General features: G+C 69.7%; 13 protein-coding genes. 2 read left to right on the top strand and 11 right to left on the bottom strand.

Translation table 11 applies throughout. From position 1 onward, the window contains the following. Window positions 1-5: 5 nt before the first annotated feature. Together ACQ860_RS07850 and ACQ860_RS07845 are read right to left on the bottom strand one after the other, a co-directional pair. Window positions 6-1,676 (bottom strand): autotransporter assembly complex protein TamA, encoded by a 1,671-nt coding sequence (locus ACQ860_RS07850; RefSeq protein ID WP_431302832.1) that lies wholly within the window; start codon window positions 1,674-1,676, stop codon window positions 6-8. A gap of 187 nt (window positions 1,677-1,863) precedes the next feature. Continuing rightward, the gene (locus tag ACQ860_RS07845; RefSeq protein WP_431302831.1) at window positions 1,864-3,075 is read right to left on the bottom strand and encodes an MFS transporter; all 1,212 of its coding nucleotides are present in this window, start codon (window positions 3,073-3,075) and stop codon (window positions 1,864-1,866) included. A 233-nt stretch (window positions 3,076-3,308) separates the two neighbouring features. On the opposite strand from ACQ860_RS07845, the gene ACQ860_RS07840 reads away from it, so the two are divergent. Next, window positions 3,309-4,190: a hypothetical protein gene (locus tag ACQ860_RS07840; protein ID WP_431302830.1), complete on the top strand. Its 882-nt coding sequence runs from the start codon at window positions 3,309-3,311 to the stop codon at window positions 4,188-4,190. Here the strand turns inward: ACQ860_RS07840 and ACQ860_RS07835 are convergent. Further along, entirely contained in the window at window positions 4,187-5,158 is a 972-nt protein-coding gene (locus ACQ860_RS07835; RefSeq protein WP_431302829.1) for a Bug family tripartite tricarboxylate transporter substrate binding protein, read from the bottom strand. The two genes, ACQ860_RS07840 and ACQ860_RS07835, sit on opposite strands and share 4 nt — an antisense overlap. Window positions 5,159-5,283: 125 nt before the next feature. Here ACQ860_RS07835 and ACQ860_RS07830 point away from each other — a divergent pair, with 125 nt between their 5' ends. After that, window positions 5,284-6,705 carry an amidase gene (locus ACQ860_RS07830; RefSeq protein WP_431302828.1) on the top strand — a complete coding sequence of 474 codons (1,422 nt, stop codon included), beginning with the start codon at window positions 5,284-5,286 and terminating at the stop codon, window positions 6,703-6,705. Here the strand turns inward: ACQ860_RS07830 and ACQ860_RS07825 are convergent. The 8 genes from ACQ860_RS07825 to ACQ860_RS07790 all read right to left on the bottom strand — a co-directional run bounded on the left by ACQ860_RS07825 (window position 6,695) and on the right by ACQ860_RS07790 (window position 14,968). Beyond that, the gene (locus tag ACQ860_RS07825) at window positions 6,695-7,672 is read right to left on the bottom strand and encodes a phosphoribosylaminoimidazolesuccinocarboxamide synthase (protein WP_431302827.1); all 978 of its coding nucleotides are present in this window, start codon (window positions 7,670-7,672) and stop codon (window positions 6,695-6,697) included. The two genes, ACQ860_RS07830 and ACQ860_RS07825, sit on opposite strands and share 11 nt — an antisense overlap. Before the next feature lie 24 nt (window positions 7,673-7,696). Then, window positions 7,697-9,316: a flavin-containing monooxygenase gene (locus ACQ860_RS07820; RefSeq protein ID WP_431302826.1), complete on the bottom strand. Its 1,620-nt coding sequence runs from the start codon at window positions 9,314-9,316 to the stop codon at window positions 7,697-7,699. Window positions 9,317-9,537: 221 nt separating this feature from the next. Continuing rightward, window positions 9,538-10,242 (bottom strand): ABC transporter ATP-binding protein, encoded by a 705-nt coding sequence (locus ACQ860_RS07815; RefSeq protein WP_431302825.1) that lies wholly within the window; start codon window positions 10,240-10,242, stop codon window positions 9,538-9,540. Beyond that, complete coding sequence (locus ACQ860_RS07810) at window positions 10,239-10,994, bottom strand: ABC transporter ATP-binding protein (protein ID WP_431302824.1); 756 nt, start codon at window positions 10,992-10,994, stop codon at window positions 10,239-10,241. Before ACQ860_RS07810 ends, ACQ860_RS07815 begins: the two co-directional genes overlap by 4 nt. Continuing rightward, entirely contained in the window at window positions 10,991-11,779 is a 789-nt protein-coding gene (locus ACQ860_RS07805; RefSeq protein WP_431302823.1) for an SDR family NAD(P)-dependent oxidoreductase, read from the bottom strand. The genes ACQ860_RS07810 and ACQ860_RS07805 overlap by 4 nt, the downstream gene beginning before the upstream one ends. After that, a complete protein-coding gene (locus ACQ860_RS07800) occupies window positions 11,776-12,732 on the bottom strand; it encodes a branched-chain amino acid ABC transporter permease (protein ID WP_431302822.1) in 957 nt (318 codons plus the stop codon). The genes ACQ860_RS07805 and ACQ860_RS07800 overlap by 4 nt, the downstream gene beginning before the upstream one ends. Then, window positions 12,732-13,631 (bottom strand): branched-chain amino acid ABC transporter permease, encoded by a 900-nt coding sequence (locus tag ACQ860_RS07795; protein ID WP_431302821.1) that lies wholly within the window; start codon window positions 13,629-13,631, stop codon window positions 12,732-12,734. Before ACQ860_RS07795 ends, ACQ860_RS07800 begins: the two co-directional genes overlap by 1 nt. Window positions 13,632-13,705: 74 nt before the next feature. Further along, on the bottom strand, window positions 13,706-14,968 hold the full coding sequence (locus ACQ860_RS07790) for an ABC transporter substrate-binding protein (RefSeq protein ID WP_431302820.1): 1,263 nt from the start codon (window positions 14,966-14,968) through the stop codon (window positions 13,706-13,708). Window positions 14,969-15,117 lie beyond the last annotated feature (149 nt).

Here is a 15,117-nt window from a genome sequence, read left to right as displayed (position 1 = left end):
GCGCATCAGAAGGCCTGCCCGATGCCGACATAGAAGCCGAAGGAGCCGCTGCCCTGCTGCTGGATGAGCGGGATGGCGAGGTCGGCGCGGATCGGCCCGATGCCGGTGTAGTAGCGGAAGCCCAGGCCCACGCCGACGCGGATGTCGTCCATCGGCGCGAAGGATTGCGTGCCGACCGAACCCACATCCACGAAGGCGACGGCGCCATAGCTCTCGCCAAAGCGCTGCCGCCATTCGATCGAGCCCTCGACCAGGCTCGATCCACCCGCGGGCTGGCCCTGCGCCGTGCGCGGCCCGATGGACTGGTAGTCATAGCCGCGCACCGAGCCGCCGCCGCCCGAATAGAAGCGCTGGCTGGGCGGCACGTTGGGCGCGGTGGTGTTCACCAGGCTGCCGACCACGCCCCGCAGCGCGAGGATGCTGCGGCCATCGCCCGTGATGTCGAAATAGGTGGAGCCCTGCACGCGCAGCGGCAGGTAGGCGGTGCTGGCCTGGAAGGCGTAGGACGGGGTGAGGTTCGCCTGGGCGCGCAGGCCTGAGCGCGGGTCCAGCAGGCTGTCCGCATTGTCGAACCGCGCCTGGAAGGCCCAGCCGGCGAGCTGGTACGGCTTGAGGGGGTCTCCCGGCGCGGCGCTCTCGCCGATTTCGGCGATGGGCCCGGTGGTCAGCGTCCAGCGGTCGCCCAGGCGGCGTTCATAGCCAAGGTTGAAGACGAAGGCGTTGCGGTCGTAGCTCTCCAGCCGGTCCCGTACGAGGGCGGGGCCGCCCACCAGCATGCCGTCCCAGCCGAAGGGCAGGGGCTGGCGCCAGGTGAGGGCCGCGCGGGCGTTCAGAAGGTTCGGATCGGTGCCGATGCGGCTCGCCTCGAGGTCCAGGCGCAGATTCTCGGCATTGCCGAGCAGGTTGCGATGCTGCCAGGAGAAACGGACCGAGGCGCCGTAATTGGTTTCATAGGCGGCATTGGCGCTGATCACGCGGAAGGGCCGCTCGCGCACCGTCACCGTCACCGGCAGGCGGCCATTCGCATCGAGCGCGGTCCCCGTGTCGATCCGCACCGAGGCGAAGGGGCCGAGGGCGGCGACATCGGCCCGCGCGCGGGCGATGCGCTCGGGGCTGTAGCTGCGCTCGGCGAGGCGGAGGGCCGCCACGCGGCGCACCACCTCGGGGTTCACGCGCTCGGTGCCGGTCACCACCGGGTCGGCGAAATCGGCGCGGGGCCCGGGCTGGACCTGGAAGGCGAGGTCCATGGCCTGGGCCGGGTGGTCCACCGTGGCCTGCCGTTCGATCCGGGCGAGCGGGTGGCCGTCGCGGCGCAGGCGCGCCAGCAGCGCCGCCTCGGCCGCGAGCACATCCTCGGCGCGGGCGGGCTGGCCGGCGGCGAGGTCGGGCGCGGGTTCACCCTCCACGGTGATCCGGCGCAGCGTGTAGAGGGGGCCGGGCGTGACGCGGATCGCCACCTCCTCGCCCTCCTGGGTGATGGCGAAGCGGGCGGCCCAATAGCCCTCGGAATCGGTCACCGGGCGCAGGCGTTCGGGCTCGGCCGCGATGCGCGCCGCCAGGCCCTCGGCATCGGTGGGGGCCACCTCCTGCAGGGCGATCAGGTTGGAGACGGCGCGCAGCTGGCCGTCCAGCGTGTCATCGCCCGTGGGGACGATGCGGGCGCGGTAGGGCGTCACGCTTGGTTCCTCGGGCGCCGCGGTGGGCGCCGGAACCGGGAGCGGCTGGGGCATCGAAGGCGGGGCAAGCACGAGGGCGAGGGCCAGGACGCCTCCAAGCTGCTGAGTGGTTCGCCCGCGCACACGCCTCTTCCATGGCCGATCCGGCGTCCATATGCGCATGGAAGGGCGGTCTTGTCTCGCGGCCTCAACGCAGCGCGGCGTCGTCGGGTGCGGGCTTGCGCATCAGCACGATGCCGACCACCAGCGCGGGCAGGCCGCAGACGGCGAAGCCGAGGCCATGGCTCCCGGTGAGCCAGAGCAGGGCGGCATAGATCAGCGGCAGCAGCAGCCCGCCCATCTGCCCGAAGGAGAGCACGCCGCCCGTCGCACCCCCGCGCATGCCGGGGGGGGCGAGCCGCGCCGCCTCGGCCAGCAGCACGCCGTGCCAGGACATGGCGGTGGCGCTGAGCACGCAGGCGGTGAGGCCGATCAGGAAGACGGGCCAGGCGGGGCCGTAGAAGCCCATCACCAGCGTGCTCGCCGCCATGCCGAGCGCGAGGCCGCCCATCATCGCGCGCGGGGTGACCGCCGTGCTGCCGAGCCACCCCCACACGATGCGGCAGGGTACGGCCACGAACATCGCCACCGCGAAGATGAAGCCGGCCCCGCTCAGGGTGAGGCCAAGATCCACGAGATAGATGATGAAGTAGGAGGTGAAGACGGTCTGCAGCCCGTTGAAGGCGAAGCAGGCAAAGGAGAGGTTGCGCAGTTCGGCGGTGGCGAGGACCGAAGTGATGGTCGTCTTGAAGTCGGAGAGGTGGAATTGCCGGCTGGGCACGCGGTCGGCGTCGAATTCGCGTCGCGTCGGTTGCAGCAGAAGCGCGAAGAGCAGGCAGGTGAAGGCGGCGACATCGAGCGCCAGTTGCCAGCCGCCCCAATGCGTGATGGCGGGCCCCGCGATCCCGGCGAGGAGCAGGCCGGCCGGCACCGCCGTCTGCTTCACCGAGAAGACCAGCGGCGCGTATTTGGGCGGCGAGTAGCGGCCGAGCAGATGCGAACTGGCCGGCGTGGAAATGGCCGAGCCGCCGCCACCGATGATGGCCGAGAGCGCCAGCAGCACGATCCAGCCGGAGGAGGCGGCGAACAGGCCCAGCGCCAGCAGCACCAGCGCCACCTGGCTCATGCGCAGCGCGCCATGCTTGATGATGAAGCTGCCGCAGCCGAGCTGGAAGGCCAGCGCCGAGACGGCGATCAGGCTGACATAGACACCGACCCAGGCGGGATCGAGGCCGAGATCGGTGATGATGGCGGGCGCGATGACGCTGGGCAGGCTGCGGCCAAGCGAGGCGAAGCTCTGCTGCACGAACATGGCGCCCAATGCCAGCAGCAGAAGATTGGTCTCGCGCCCCCAGCGCATCCGCCTCGTCCTGTCATCGGGGGCCGCGTGATCCCCATGCGGTGGTCAGCATGGGCCGGGCGCGCCCGCGCCGGAAGGGGGCGGCGTGACGGACAGGGTGGCGCATCCCTCATGCGCGCGCCGGCAAGCGCGACGGCGGGGGGGCGAGAGGCGATCCGCCGCGCCAGTCTCCGCGCCGATTGACCCGCCCCGCCGCCACGTCAAAGTGGCGCCGACGAATCCGGGAGCCCGCCATGCCTGACGCCAATCCGCGCATTCCCTTCCAGATGGAGGGCGATGCACCCGCGCTGCCCGCCTACAAGGGCCGCCGCATCATCGTGAATGTCGCGTGCAATGTGGAGCACTGGCCCTTCGACCAGCCCATGCCGCGCGCCATCCTGCCGCCGCCGCACGGCATCCGCGCCGTGCCGGATGTGCCCAACTTCACCTGGGTGGAATACGGGCTGCGCGTGGGCATGCCGCGGCTGTTGCAGCTGTGCGCGGCGCTCGGCATCCGCGCCTCCAACCTGTCCAACGCGCAGATCTGCACGCATTACCCGCGCCTCGCGGAGGCGATGCTGAAGGCGGATTGGGAATTCGTGGGGCACGGCCTCTACCAGAAGGCGCTCGCCACCATCGAGAACGACGCGGAGGTCGTGGCGGAATCGCTTGCCATCATGCGCGGATTCTCGGGCCAGAAGGTGCGCGCCTGGCTGGGTGCCGGCCTGAGCGAGAAGGCCGATACGCCCGAGGTGCTGCGGCGGAACGGCATCGAATTCCTGCATGACTGGCTGGTGGATGATGTGCCGGTCTGGATGACGACCGAGGCGGGGCCCATGCTGTCGCTGCCCTACACGGTCGAGCTGAACGACGTGCCGATCTATGTGGTGGGGCAGCATGCCTCGGCCGCGCTGGCCGACCGCATCCGTGACAGCCTGGCCTATTTCGCGCGCGATGGCTTCGCGCGGACGCGGGTGATGACGGTGGCGCTGCACCCGCATGTCATCGGCGTGCCGCACCGGATGGAGAGCTTCACCGCCGCGATGCAGGAATTGGCCGCGCATCCGGAGGTCGCCTTCGCGACCTCCAGCGAGATCGGCGACTGGTATGCCGGGCTGGTGCCGCCGCCCGCCTAATCCAGCGTGACGTTGGCCTCGCGCGTCAGCCGGCCCACCAGCTCCTGCTGCTCGCGCACGTAAGCTGCGAAGGCGGCGCGGGGCGAGGCGACGGGGAGCATGCCGATGGCGCCCAGTCGCTCGCGCACCGCGGGCTGGGCCAGCGCCTCGCGGATCACGGTATTGAGACGATCGAGGATGGGGTCCGGCGTGCCGGCGGGGGCGAAGACGCCGCCCCATTCGGTCCATTCATAGCCGGGCATGCCGCTCTCGTTCAGCGTCGGCGTATCGGGCAATTGCGGGATTCGCTCGCGCATCGTCACCGCATAGCCCTTGAGCTGCCCGCTCTGCACCAATGCCGTGGAGGAGGCCGCTGTGCCCATGTGGAACTGCACGGTGCCCGAGAGCAGCGCCTGTACGGCCGGGCCGCCGCCCCGGAAGGGCACATGCGTCGCTTCCCATCCCGCGCGCTGCAGGAAGAGCACGGCGGCGTAATGCGCGGCCGAGCCATTGCCGGATGAGGCGTAGGTCAGCGGCTGCCCCGCCGCGGCGCGCGCGCGGCCGAGCGCCATGAACTCCGCGATGCTGTTGGCGGGCACGGAGGGATGCGCCACCAGGATGAGCGGCACGGAGGTGAGCTGCGTCACCGGCGCGAAGCCCGTGGCATAGGAGAAGTTCAGGTTGCGCACGAGATGCGGTGCGGAAGCATGCGTCGAGGCGTCAAACAGCAGGGTGTAGCCATCGGGCGCCGCACTCGCCACGGCGGCGCCCGCGATGGTGCCGGTGGCGCCGGTGCGGTTCTCAATGACGATGGGCTGGCCCAGGCTCTCGGAGAGGAAGGGGGCCAGCAGCCGCGTCGTGGTGTCGATCGCGCCGCCCGGCGGGAAGGAGACGATGGCCCGGATCGGCCGGTTGGGCCAGGCCGGTTGCGCCAGAGCGGGCAGCGGCAAGGCGGCGGCGGCCAGGAGCGTGCGGCGGGCAAGCGGCATGGGACGTCCTCGGTTTCGTGCCGTGCATGATGGGGTGTGCGCCGCGCGCGGCCAACTGAAATCGCGCGGCGCGCTTGTGTCGCGGCGCGTCCGGCGAAAGGATGCCCGGGCTGGAGGTGCCGCGAATGCCGAGGATTGTGACCCGCAACGCCGATGCGCCGCAGGGCGGCTATGATGCCGCGCTGCGCCTGCCGGACTTTGAGCAGGCGCGCGCCGGCTTCGTCGCGGACAGGGACACGCCGCGGGCTCTGCTGGAACGCGGCCTCGAGGTGATCGCCGCGCGCGAGCCGCAGGTTCGGGCCTTCGCGCATCTCGACATCGAAGGAGCGCGCCGGGCGGCGGATGCCGCGAGCGAGAGGTATCGCGCAAGGCGGCCGCTCTCGGCGCTGGATGGCTGCCCTGTCGCCATCAAGGATACGCTGGCCGTGCGGGGCATGCCGGGCGAGATGAACAGCGCGGTTTTCCGTGGCCATGTGGACGGGCTGGATGCCGCCTGCGTGATGGCGCTGCGTGCGGCGGGCGCGGTGATCCTGGGCAAGACTCAGGTGCCGGAGCTGACGATCGGCCGCGCGCCGCCGACGCGGAACCCCTTCGATGCGACGCGCACGGCCGGCGCTTCCTCCAGTGGGAGTGGCGCCTCGGTGGGGGCCGGGATGGTGCCGGTGGCCATCGGCAACCAGACCGGCGGCTCGCTGATTCGGCCTTCGTCGTTCAACGGGATCTACGGCTTCAAGCCGAGCTGGGGCGCGCTGAACGTGGCGGGAATGCATGCCATCGCGCCGAGCCAGGACCATGTCGGGCCGATGGCCGCTTCGCTGGCCGATGCCTGGCGCACCGCCTGGGAGATCTCGGCGCGGGCGGGTGGGCATGGCGGACACCCGGGCCTCACGGGCACGCCGGAGCCACCACGGGCGCTTCGGCCACGGCGCCTCGCCTGGCTGCGCACGCAGGGCTGGGCGGAACTGGACGATGCGACGCGAGAGGCTTTCTCACGCGCGCTGGCGGGGATGGAGCAACACGGCGTCGACCTCGTCGAGGCCGGCAATGACGGCACAATGGCCGAGTTGGAACGCCTGCTGCTGGCGGCGGACCGCATCTCCAACGACATCATCATGTATGAGGCGCGCTGGCCCTATGCCGCCTGGACGGCGGCGCATGGCGAGGCCGCGCTGGGCGAAGCGGTGCGCGCGCGCATCGCGCATGGCCTCACGATGACGCCTGCTGATTACCGCCGTGCACTCGCCGAGCGCGATGCGATCCGCTCGGCCATCGCCGCCATCGGGCAGGGGGTGGATGGCTTCATCACGCTCTCGTCGTCGGGCCCCGCGCCGCAGGATGGCGCGGCAGGCGATCAGGCGGGGGCGCATATGAAGACGGGGAGCCGCAGCTTCCTCTCGCCCTGGTCCATGGTGGGCGGGCCCTCGCTCAGCCTGCCCATCCTGGTCGTGGATGGCATGCCAGTGGGCGTGCAGCTGATGGGCCTTCCGGACCGCGACGCAGCGCTCTGTGCCGTCGCGGCCTGGATCGACGGGTCGTTCAGCGGATGAAGTAGGGCTTCAGGTTCGCGCGCACACGGTCGAGCACGCTGCCCTCGCCCGCGGGCAGGGCGAAGCGTTGGCCGGTGATGGTCTCATAAGCCTCGATATAGACGGCCGCCGTGCCGAGAATGAGATCCTCGGGGATTTCCGGGATCTCGTCCTTGTAGGGATCGCAGCGGGCGGCGACCCAGCTGCGGACGAAATCCTTGTCGAAGCTTTCGGGCTTCTCGCCCGCCTCGAAGCGCGCCTGGAAGCTGGCCGCGCGCCAGTAGCGGCTGCTGTCCGGCGTATGGACCTCATCGGCCAGGATGATGCGGCCCTCGGCGTCGGTGCCGAATTCGTACTTGGTGTCGGCCAGGATCAGGCCGCGCTCGGCCGCCATCTTCTGGCCGCGGGCAAAGAGGGCCAGCGCATAGGCGGAGAGCTGCTCCCACTGCGCGGGCGTGAGCAGCTTGCGCTCCAGGATCTCGGCCGGCGTCAGCGGCGCGTCGTGTCCGCCGTCGAATTCCTTGCTGGTGGGTGTGATGATGGGGGCCGGGAGGCGCTGGTTGTCGCGCATGCCGTCGGGCAGAGTCACGCCATACATGCGGCGCTGGCCGGCCTTGTAGAGCGTCAGGATGGAGGTGCCGGTGGTGCCGGCCAGGTAATCGCGCACCACGATCTCGACGGGCAGGATGTCCAGCCGCTTGCCGATGACCACGTTTGGGTCGGGATAGGCGATGACGTGGTTCGGGCAGATATCCGCCGTCTCTTCGAACCAGAAGCGCGCGGTCTGCGTCAGCACCTGGCCCTTGAAGGGGATGGCGCAGAGGATGCGGTCGAAGGCGCTCAGCCGGTCGGTCGAGATCAGGATGCGGCTGCCATCGGGCAGGTCGTAATTCTCGCGCACCTTGCCGCGGTAATGGTTTGGCAGCTCGGGGATGGCGGCGTCGGTCAGGACGCGATGGGCATGGGGGCGGAGGGCTTCGAGATCCATGCCGCCCCCCTTAGCCCATCCGCCTCACGCTGTCAGCGTGAAGCCCTCATAGCCGCGGGCCGCGACCTCGGCGCAGATCTTCGCGTAATGCGCCATCCCACCCGCATACGGCATGAAGACGCGCGGCTTGCCCGGCACATTGGCGCCCAGATACCAGGAGCTGGAGGCCTGGGGTAGCAGCGTGGCATCGGCGGCGCGGTTCACTTCCGCCACCCAGGCATCGGCCGCCGTCTCGCTCGCTTCCATCCGCGCGATACCGTGCGCGCGCAGATGCGCGATGCAATCGGCGATCCATTCGGCGTGCTGCTCGATGGCGACCGGCATGTTGCATAGCACCGAGGGGCTGCCGGGCCCTGTGATGGTGAACATGTTGGGGAAGCCCGGCACCTGCAGGCCCAGATGGCTGCGGGGGCCGGCGGCCCAGGCTTCGCGCAGGGGAAGGCCGTCGCGGCCCGCGATATTGAGGCGCAGCAGCGGGCCGGTCATCGCGTCGAAGCCAGTGGCGAAGACGATGATGTCCACCTCGTATTCGCGCCCGCCGGTGACGATGCCGCGCGAGGTGATGCGCTCGATCGGGGCGTTCCGGACATCCACCAGCGTCACATTGTCGCGGTTGAAGGCTTCGAAATAATGGCTGTCGATCGGCGGGCGCTTGGCGGCGTAGGGGTGGTCGATATCGGCCAGCAGCTCCGCCGTCGCGGGGTCCTTCACGATGCCGCGGATCTTGCGCTTGATGAATTCCGCCGCCGTCGCGTTGGCTTCCAGGCTCTGCAGGATGTCGCCGAAGGTGGCGCGGAACTGCAGGCCGCCCTTCTCCCAGGCCTTCTCGAACAGCGCCTCGCGCTCGGCCTCGCTGACCGAGAGCGCCGAACGCTCGGCGATGGTGAAGGGGTGGCCGTTGGTGTTGCTGGTCATCACCCCGCGCAGATATTCGTAGTTGTCGCGCACCCATTGGCGGAATTCGGGCGTCAGCGGCGCGTTATGGGCGGGCACGCTGTAATTGGCGGTGCGCTGGAAGACGGTGAGGTGCTTCGCCTGCGCGGCGATGACCGGCACGGCCTGGATGCCGGTGGAGCCGGTTCCGATCTGGCCCACGCGCTTGCCGGTGAAGTCCACGCCCTCATGCGGCCATTCGCCCGTGTGGTACCAGTCGCCCTCGAACGATTCGAGGCCCGGGATCTTCGGCACATTGGCAGTGGAGAGGCAGCCGACCGCGGTGATGAGGTAGGTCGCGGTGAAGCTCTCGCCGCCCGCCGTGCCCACACGCCAGAGATTGGCGGCGGCGTCGTAGCGTGCGCCCGTGACCTTGGTGCCGAAGCGGATGCTGCGCTTGAGGTCCAGCTTGTCCGCCACCCAGTTCATGTAGCGGATGATCTCGGGCTGCTGCGGATAGCGCTCGGACCATTCCCATTCCTGCTGGAGTTCCTTCGAGAACATGTAGCAGTAGGAATGGCTCTCGCTGTCACAGCGGGCGCCGGGGTAGCGGTTCCAGTACCAGGTGCCCCCCACGCCCTCGCCCATCTCCAGCACGCGGACGTTGAGGCCTAGTTTGTCCCGCAGCAGATGCAGCTGGTACATGCCGGAGAAGCCGGCACCGATGATGACGGCGTCCAGTGTTTCGGCGGGCATCATGGTGTCGGGCATGGCATGTGTCTCCTCTGGCCACATGGTTTTGCCATGGGCGCGGCGCGTCAAGTGCGTGCCACGCAGGTCAGACGCGGGCTCACAGTAGAAGTCTCTGACGCCCGCCTTCCGGCGGGCGAGGCGCCGAATGGCGCCCGCGGCCTATGCCGCGAAGCGAAGCGCGCGGAGGCGCGCGCCCGGCGCCTGAGGGGCGGATCGTCCGCGATCCACCGGCAAGGGATTCAGACCTGGAGGTAGCGCGCCTGTACCTCGGGGTCGGCGCGGAACTGCTCCACACTGCCGCGCCAGACGATGCTGCCCTTGTCGATGACCGCGACGCGCGTGGCCACCGCCAGGCAGAAGCGGCTGTTCTGCTCGGCGAGGATGATGGTGGTGCCGAGCTCGCGCAGGCGGCGGATCAGCGCGCCGATCTCCTGCACGATGAGCGGCGCCAGCCCTTCCGAGGGCTCGTCCAGCAGCAGCACGGCGGGGTTGCCCATCAGGCTGCGCGCGATGGTTAGCATCTGCTGCTCGCCGCCCGAAAGCCGGCCGGCCATGCGCCGCCAGAGCGGCTGCAGCAGGGGGAACATCTCGAAGGCGCGGGCGCGGTTCCATTCGCTGCCGCCGAGGCCGACACGCTCGGCGATCTCGAGGTTCTCCTCCACCGTGTGCTCGGGGAAGACCTGCCTGTCCTCGGGCACATAGGCGATGCCGGCGCGGGCAATGCGATAGGGCTTCTGCCCTGCCACATCCTGCCCGCGGATGACCACACGGCCCGCGCGCGGCGGCAGCAGGCCGGCGATGGCCTTGAAGGTCGTGCTCTTGCCCGCCCCGTTGCGGCCCATCAGCGCCAGCGTCTCGCCGCGCTCCACCTCCAGCTTCACGCCGAAGAGCACCTGGCTCGCGCCATAGGCGGCGTCCAGCCCGTCCACCACCAATTCGGTCATAGCGCATGCTCCGCGCCGAGATAGGCCTCGACCACGGCCGGGTTGCGGCGCACCTCCTCCGGTGTTCCCTCGGCCAGCACGGCGCCGTAGCGCAGCACGCGCACGTTCTGCGCGATCTTGAAGACGATATCCATGTCGTGCTCGATGAAGATGAGCGTGAGGCCGCGCGCGGCCCAGAGGCGCTGCACGCGCTCGATCATCCGCCAGCGCTCGTCCGGGCCCATGCCGGCGGTGGGCTCGTCCAGCAGCAGCACGCGGGGTTCGAGCGCGAGGGCCAGCGCGATGTCCAGCAGCTTCTGATCGCCATGGCTGAGGTGCCGCGCCTCGGTGCGGGCGAGGGGCGTCAGGCCGCAGAGCTCCATCACCTCCTCGGCCTTCTGCTTCACATCCGGCGGGGGGAAGGTCTGGAAGAGGCGCGCGGTGCGCCCGGCATGGGCCATGAGGCCGGCCGCCAGGCTGTCCTCCACGGTGAAGGTGGGGAAGAGGTTCGCCACCTGGAAGGCGCGGCCGATGCCACGGCGGACGATCTCGCGCCGGTCGAGCCCGGTGATCGAGACGCCGTCCAGCAGCACCTGCCCGGCCGTGACCGGCAGCTTGCCGGTGATGAGGTGGAAGAGCGTGGTCTTGCCCGCGCCATTGGGGCCGATAATGGCGGAGAGCGTGCCGGGTTCGAAGGTCAGGCTCACATCATCGGTCGCGACGACGCCGCCAAAAGCCTTGCGCAAACCGCGCAGTTCGAGATGGCCGGTCATGGCAGGTTCCCCCGCGCGGGCGGCAGCCCGCCATAGGTCGGCCAGGAGCCCGCGACCAGCCAGCCCGCATCCACCGGCAGGTTGATGCCGGTGATGCTGCGCGCGGCGTCGGAGGCGAGGAAGAGCACGGCCTCCGCGATGTCCTCGGGTGTGACCATGCGGCCTTGGGCAGAGGCGCCTTCCAGCAGGCTCGGGTCGCGCTCGCCGGCCGCGATGGCGTTGGCGAGAGCGGGGGTGAGCGTGAAGCCGGGCGAGACGGCGTTCACCCGCACGCCCGAGCGGCCCCATTCGGCGGCGAGGCAGCGCGTCATCTCGATCACCGCGGCCTTGGCCGGCGAATAGGCGTGCAGCGGCATGGAGCGCATGCCGGCGATGGAGGCGATGGTCACGATGCTGCCCTGGCCGCGCCGGGCCATCCGCGCGCCAAAGGCGACGGAGGAATTCCAGGTGCCGATCTGATCGATGCGGACCACCTCCTCCACATCGGCCTCGCTGAGCAGCTCGGCCCGGAGCGGGCGCTGCAGAACGCCGGCGGAGGTCACGAGGATGTCCACCGGGCCGAGCCGCGCCTCGATCTCGGCGGCGGCTTCGTCATTGGCGGCGCGGCTTCCCACATCCAGCGTCAGCGCCGATCCGCCGATTTCGGCCGCCAGCGCTTGCGCGCGGGCGAGGTCGCGGTCGGTCACGACCACCTTGGCTCCACGCTCGGCCAGCATGCGCGAACAGGCTGCGCCGATGCCGCTGGCGCCGCCGGTGATGACGGCGATGCGTCCCGTGAAGCTCATGGCCGCTTCTCCTTGTGGGCGCGCCATTGCTCGACGATCACGTCCAGCAGGCCCTTGCGCAGCCCGAGCACGATGACGAGCAGGATGATGCCGAGAAACAGGCCGTGATGCTCGGTCAGCGCCGTGATCCAGTCATTCAGCACCAGGAAGATGGCGGTGCCGACCAGCGGACCCAGGAAGACCGAGACGCCGCCCAGCATGATCATGAAGATCGCCTCGCCCGAGGTGGTCCAGAAGGCGAAGGTGGGGAAGGCGCCGGAGACGTAGAGGCTCATCAGCACGCCCGCGAGCCCCGCGAAGGTGCCGGCGATGACGAAGGCCGCCAGGCGATAGCGGAAGACGGAGAGGCCGACGAAGGCCGCGCGGTCCGGATTGTCACGCAGCATCCGGAGCGCGGCACCGAAGGGCGAGCGCAGCACCTGGCGCAGGATGACCGCCGAGACGACGAGGCAGAATACGCCGAAGGCGGCCAGGTGCTCCTGCTGTGCCAGGTCCACGCCGAGGAAGACGGGTTTGGGGATGCCGCCCATCAGCCCCTGGTCGCCGCCGGTCAGGCTGATCCAGGAAAGGATCACCGAATGCAGCAGCATCTGGAAGGCGAGGGTGAGGAAAGCGAAGTAGATCTCGGAGAGGCGCACGCAGAGCGCGCCGACCACGAGGGCCAGCAGCGCCGTGGCCACGAGCGCGGCGAGGATCGCGGCCGGGATGGACCATTGGCCGGTCTGCATCAGCAGGCCGAAGCTGTAGGCGCCCATGCCGAAATAGGCGGCATGGCCGAAGGAGACGAGGCCCGCCGTGCCGATCAGCAGGTTGAGCGAGAGCGCCAGCAGGCCGAAGGTGGCGAAGCGGATCATGAAATCCACGAAGCCGGCCGAGCGCAGCCCGGTGAATTCCAGCCCGATGAAGACCAGCAGCACGGCCAGCGCCAGTGCCGCGTCGCGCGCGAAGCCCATCAGCCGCGCCTCCCGCCCAGGCCGCTCGGCCGCAGGATGAGGACGAGGGCCATGATCACGAACATCGCGCCCTCGACGAAGAGCGGAAAGCCGATCGAGCCGAAGGAGCGCGTCAGCCCCAGGATGAGCGAGGCGGCGAGCGCACCGCCGATGGAGCCCATGCCGCCGATGACGGTGACGATGAAGCTCTCGATCAGGATGGAGACGCCCGCACCCGCCACCACCGAACGGATGGGTGCCGAGAGCGCGCCGGCCGCCCCCGCCAGCCCCGCGCCGATGGCGAAGACCGCGGCGTAGATGATGGTGGTGTTGATGCCGAGCGCGCCCACCATACCGGGGTTGATCGCCACCGCGCGGACGGTGCGGCCGAAGCGCGTGCGGCCCATGCCATAGGCGAGGCCCGCGGCGATCAGCGCCGTGATGCCGAAGAGGATCGCGTAGAAATAGGGCACGATGCCGCCGCCGATCAGGAAGGGCGGCTTCCGGAACTCATCGGGCACGCCCATGCTTCGGAAATCCGCGCCCCAGACGATCTTCACCACGTCATCCAGGATGAGGATGATGGCGTAGCAGACCAGGAGCTGCATCAGCACGTCCTGCCCGTAGATCCGGCTGAGCAGGAAGCGCTCGAAGAGCAGGCCGAGCAGGGCCGCGCCCAGCGTGCCGGCGAGGACGGCGATGGCGAAGCTGCCCGTCGCGCCATAGGCGGCGAGCGCGAAATAGGCCCCCATCATGTAGAGCGAGCCATGCGCGAAATTCACCAGCCCCAGCACGCCGAAGATGAGCGTGAGGCCGGAGGCGACGAGAAAGAGCAGCATGCCGATGGTCAGCCCCGCCGCCAACTGCGTCACGACGCAGGAGAGGGAGGTGACGCATTCGGCCAGTTCGGTGAGTTCCATCGGGGGCTTCCGCGCGGAAAGAGGGGGCAGGGCGGCCGCGCGGCCGCCCCCGGTTCAGGCCGGCAGGGTGGGGCTCAGCCCCAGCCCTTGGCGCGCTTCCACTCGGCTTCGAGGCGCAGGATCATCGCCCAATCGGCCTTCTGCATGTTCTCGACGAAGGGGTCCTGGCTGACGGTGGTGCCCCAGCCGATGGCGTAGCCCACCAGCGTCTGATCCTCGGCGCGCATCGTCACCGTGCGGTCGGCGGCGAAGGGGCTTTCGATGGTCATGCCCTTGAGCTTGGCCGCCACGGCGCGCGGATCGGTGCCACCCACCTGGCGCAGCGCGGTGGTCAACAGGCGCACGCCGGTCGCCGCCTGCCAGGACCAGTTGGTCGGGAAGGTGTTGAAGCGACGGTTGTATTCGGTGGCGAAGGCCAGGTTCGCCGGCACTTCGGGGAAGTTGCGCAGGTAGCGATTGCCCGAATGGACGCCGCGCGGCAGGTTCCGCACCTGCTGCAGCGTCGTGTAGTCGGCCATGTTCACCGCGAAGAACTGCGACTGCGCGAAGAGCCCGAAGATGGAGGCCTGCTCCACGAAGGTGACGAGGTCACCGGCCCAGAGGCAGGAGTAGATGGCCTGCGGGCGGCCCTGGCTGAGGCGCGTGATGTTCTCGGTGTAGTCGGGCTGGAAGAGGCGCGGCCAGGTCTCGCCAGTGACCTGGATGTCGCTGTTGAAGCTGCGCGCGAATTCCACGAACTCGGCCGTGGTGTCGCGGCCATAGGCGTAGTCGGGCGAGATGGTCATCCAACGGCGGAGATTGCGGCTCCGCGCGATCTGCGCGGCATAGTGCCCGCCCGCGATCGAATCATGCACGCCCTGCCGCGCGACGCGGAAGGCGTTCCAGAAGCGCTGGCGGGGATCCGCCGTCAGCGAGGAGGTCTCCGAATTGATGTGCAGCGTGACCGTGCCCGTCTCGCGCACCACCTCATGCACCGCGAAGCCGCCGCCCGAGGCCTCGCCATCGAGGAGGAATTCGCAGCCCTCGCTCGTGATCATCTCGCGCGCGAGGCGGGCGGCTTCGGCGGGCGTGCCGCGGCTGTCGCGCACGACGAGTTCGATCGGGCGCCCGTCCAGGCCACCTGATGCGTTGAACGCCTCAACCTCCATCTGCATCGCGTTGCGCGAGGAGATGCCGAGCTGGGCGACGCGGCCCGAGAGGATGGTGGGCACGCCGACCTTGATGGGCTGGCGCGGCTGGGTGAAGCCAAGGCGCGGAAAGCCTGTGATGGCGGCGGTGGCGCCCGCCGCGCCCAGGAGGCCACGGCGGCGGAGACCCGCCTTGGTGCTGTCGCTCATCTTCGTCTCTTCCCTTCCGTTCGCGGCACGCCGCATTGATTTTTTCGTCGCGCTGTCGCGCTGGTCTATGCCTTGGACGGAGAAACGCTAGGCGGGTGCTCGGCGTGATGTCAATTCGCACGCGAAGGCTTGGCATATGCGCTGAAAGC

Source organism: Sediminicoccus sp. BL-A-41-H5 (assembly GCF_050632405.1).
GTDB lineage: Bacteria > Pseudomonadota > Alphaproteobacteria > Acetobacterales > Acetobacteraceae > Roseococcus.
Note: the sequence above shows the minus strand (reverse complement) of the source record. Positions and strands in the feature narration are given on the sequence as shown.

Bases quoted from the DNA above. Each gene is read 5' to 3' on its own strand.
- ACQ860_RS07840 (WP_431302830.1), top strand. From the start codon at position 3,309: ATGCCTGACGCCAATCCGCGCATTCCCTTCCAGATGGAGGGCGATGCA.
- ACQ860_RS07805 (WP_431302823.1), bottom strand. From the start codon at position 11,779: ATGAGCTTCACGGGACGCATCGCCGTCATCACCGGCGGCGCCAGCGGC.
- ACQ860_RS07845 (WP_431302831.1), bottom strand. From the start codon at position 3,075: ATGCGCTGGGGGCGCGAGACCAATCTTCTGCTGCTGGCATTGGGCGCC.
- ACQ860_RS07830 (WP_431302828.1), top strand. From the start codon at position 5,284: ATGCCGAGGATTGTGACCCGCAACGCCGATGCGCCGCAGGGCGGCTAT.
- ACQ860_RS07820 (WP_431302826.1), bottom strand. From the start codon at position 9,316: ATGCCCGACACCATGATGCCCGCCGAAACACTGGACGCCGTCATCATC.
- ACQ860_RS07800 (WP_431302822.1), bottom strand. From the start codon at position 12,732: ATGGGCTTCGCGCGCGACGCGGCACTGGCGCTGGCCGTGCTGCTGGTC.
- ACQ860_RS07790 (WP_431302820.1), bottom strand. From the start codon at position 14,968: ATGAGCGACAGCACCAAGGCGGGTCTCCGCCGCCGTGGCCTCCTGGGC.
- ACQ860_RS07825 (WP_431302827.1), bottom strand. From the start codon at position 7,672: ATGGATCTCGAAGCCCTCCGCCCCCATGCCCATCGCGTCCTGACCGAC.
- ACQ860_RS07795 (WP_431302821.1), bottom strand. From the start codon at position 13,631: ATGGAACTCACCGAACTGGCCGAATGCGTCACCTCCCTCTCCTGCGTC.
- ACQ860_RS07835 (WP_431302829.1), bottom strand. From the start codon at position 5,158: ATGCCGCTTGCCCGCCGCACGCTCCTGGCCGCCGCCGCCTTGCCGCTG.
- ACQ860_RS07810 (WP_431302824.1), bottom strand. From the start codon at position 10,994: ATGACCGGCCATCTCGAACTGCGCGGTTTGCGCAAGGCTTTTGGCGGC.
- ACQ860_RS07815 (WP_431302825.1), bottom strand. From the start codon at position 10,242: ATGACCGAATTGGTGGTGGACGGGCTGGACGCCGCCTATGGCGCGAGC.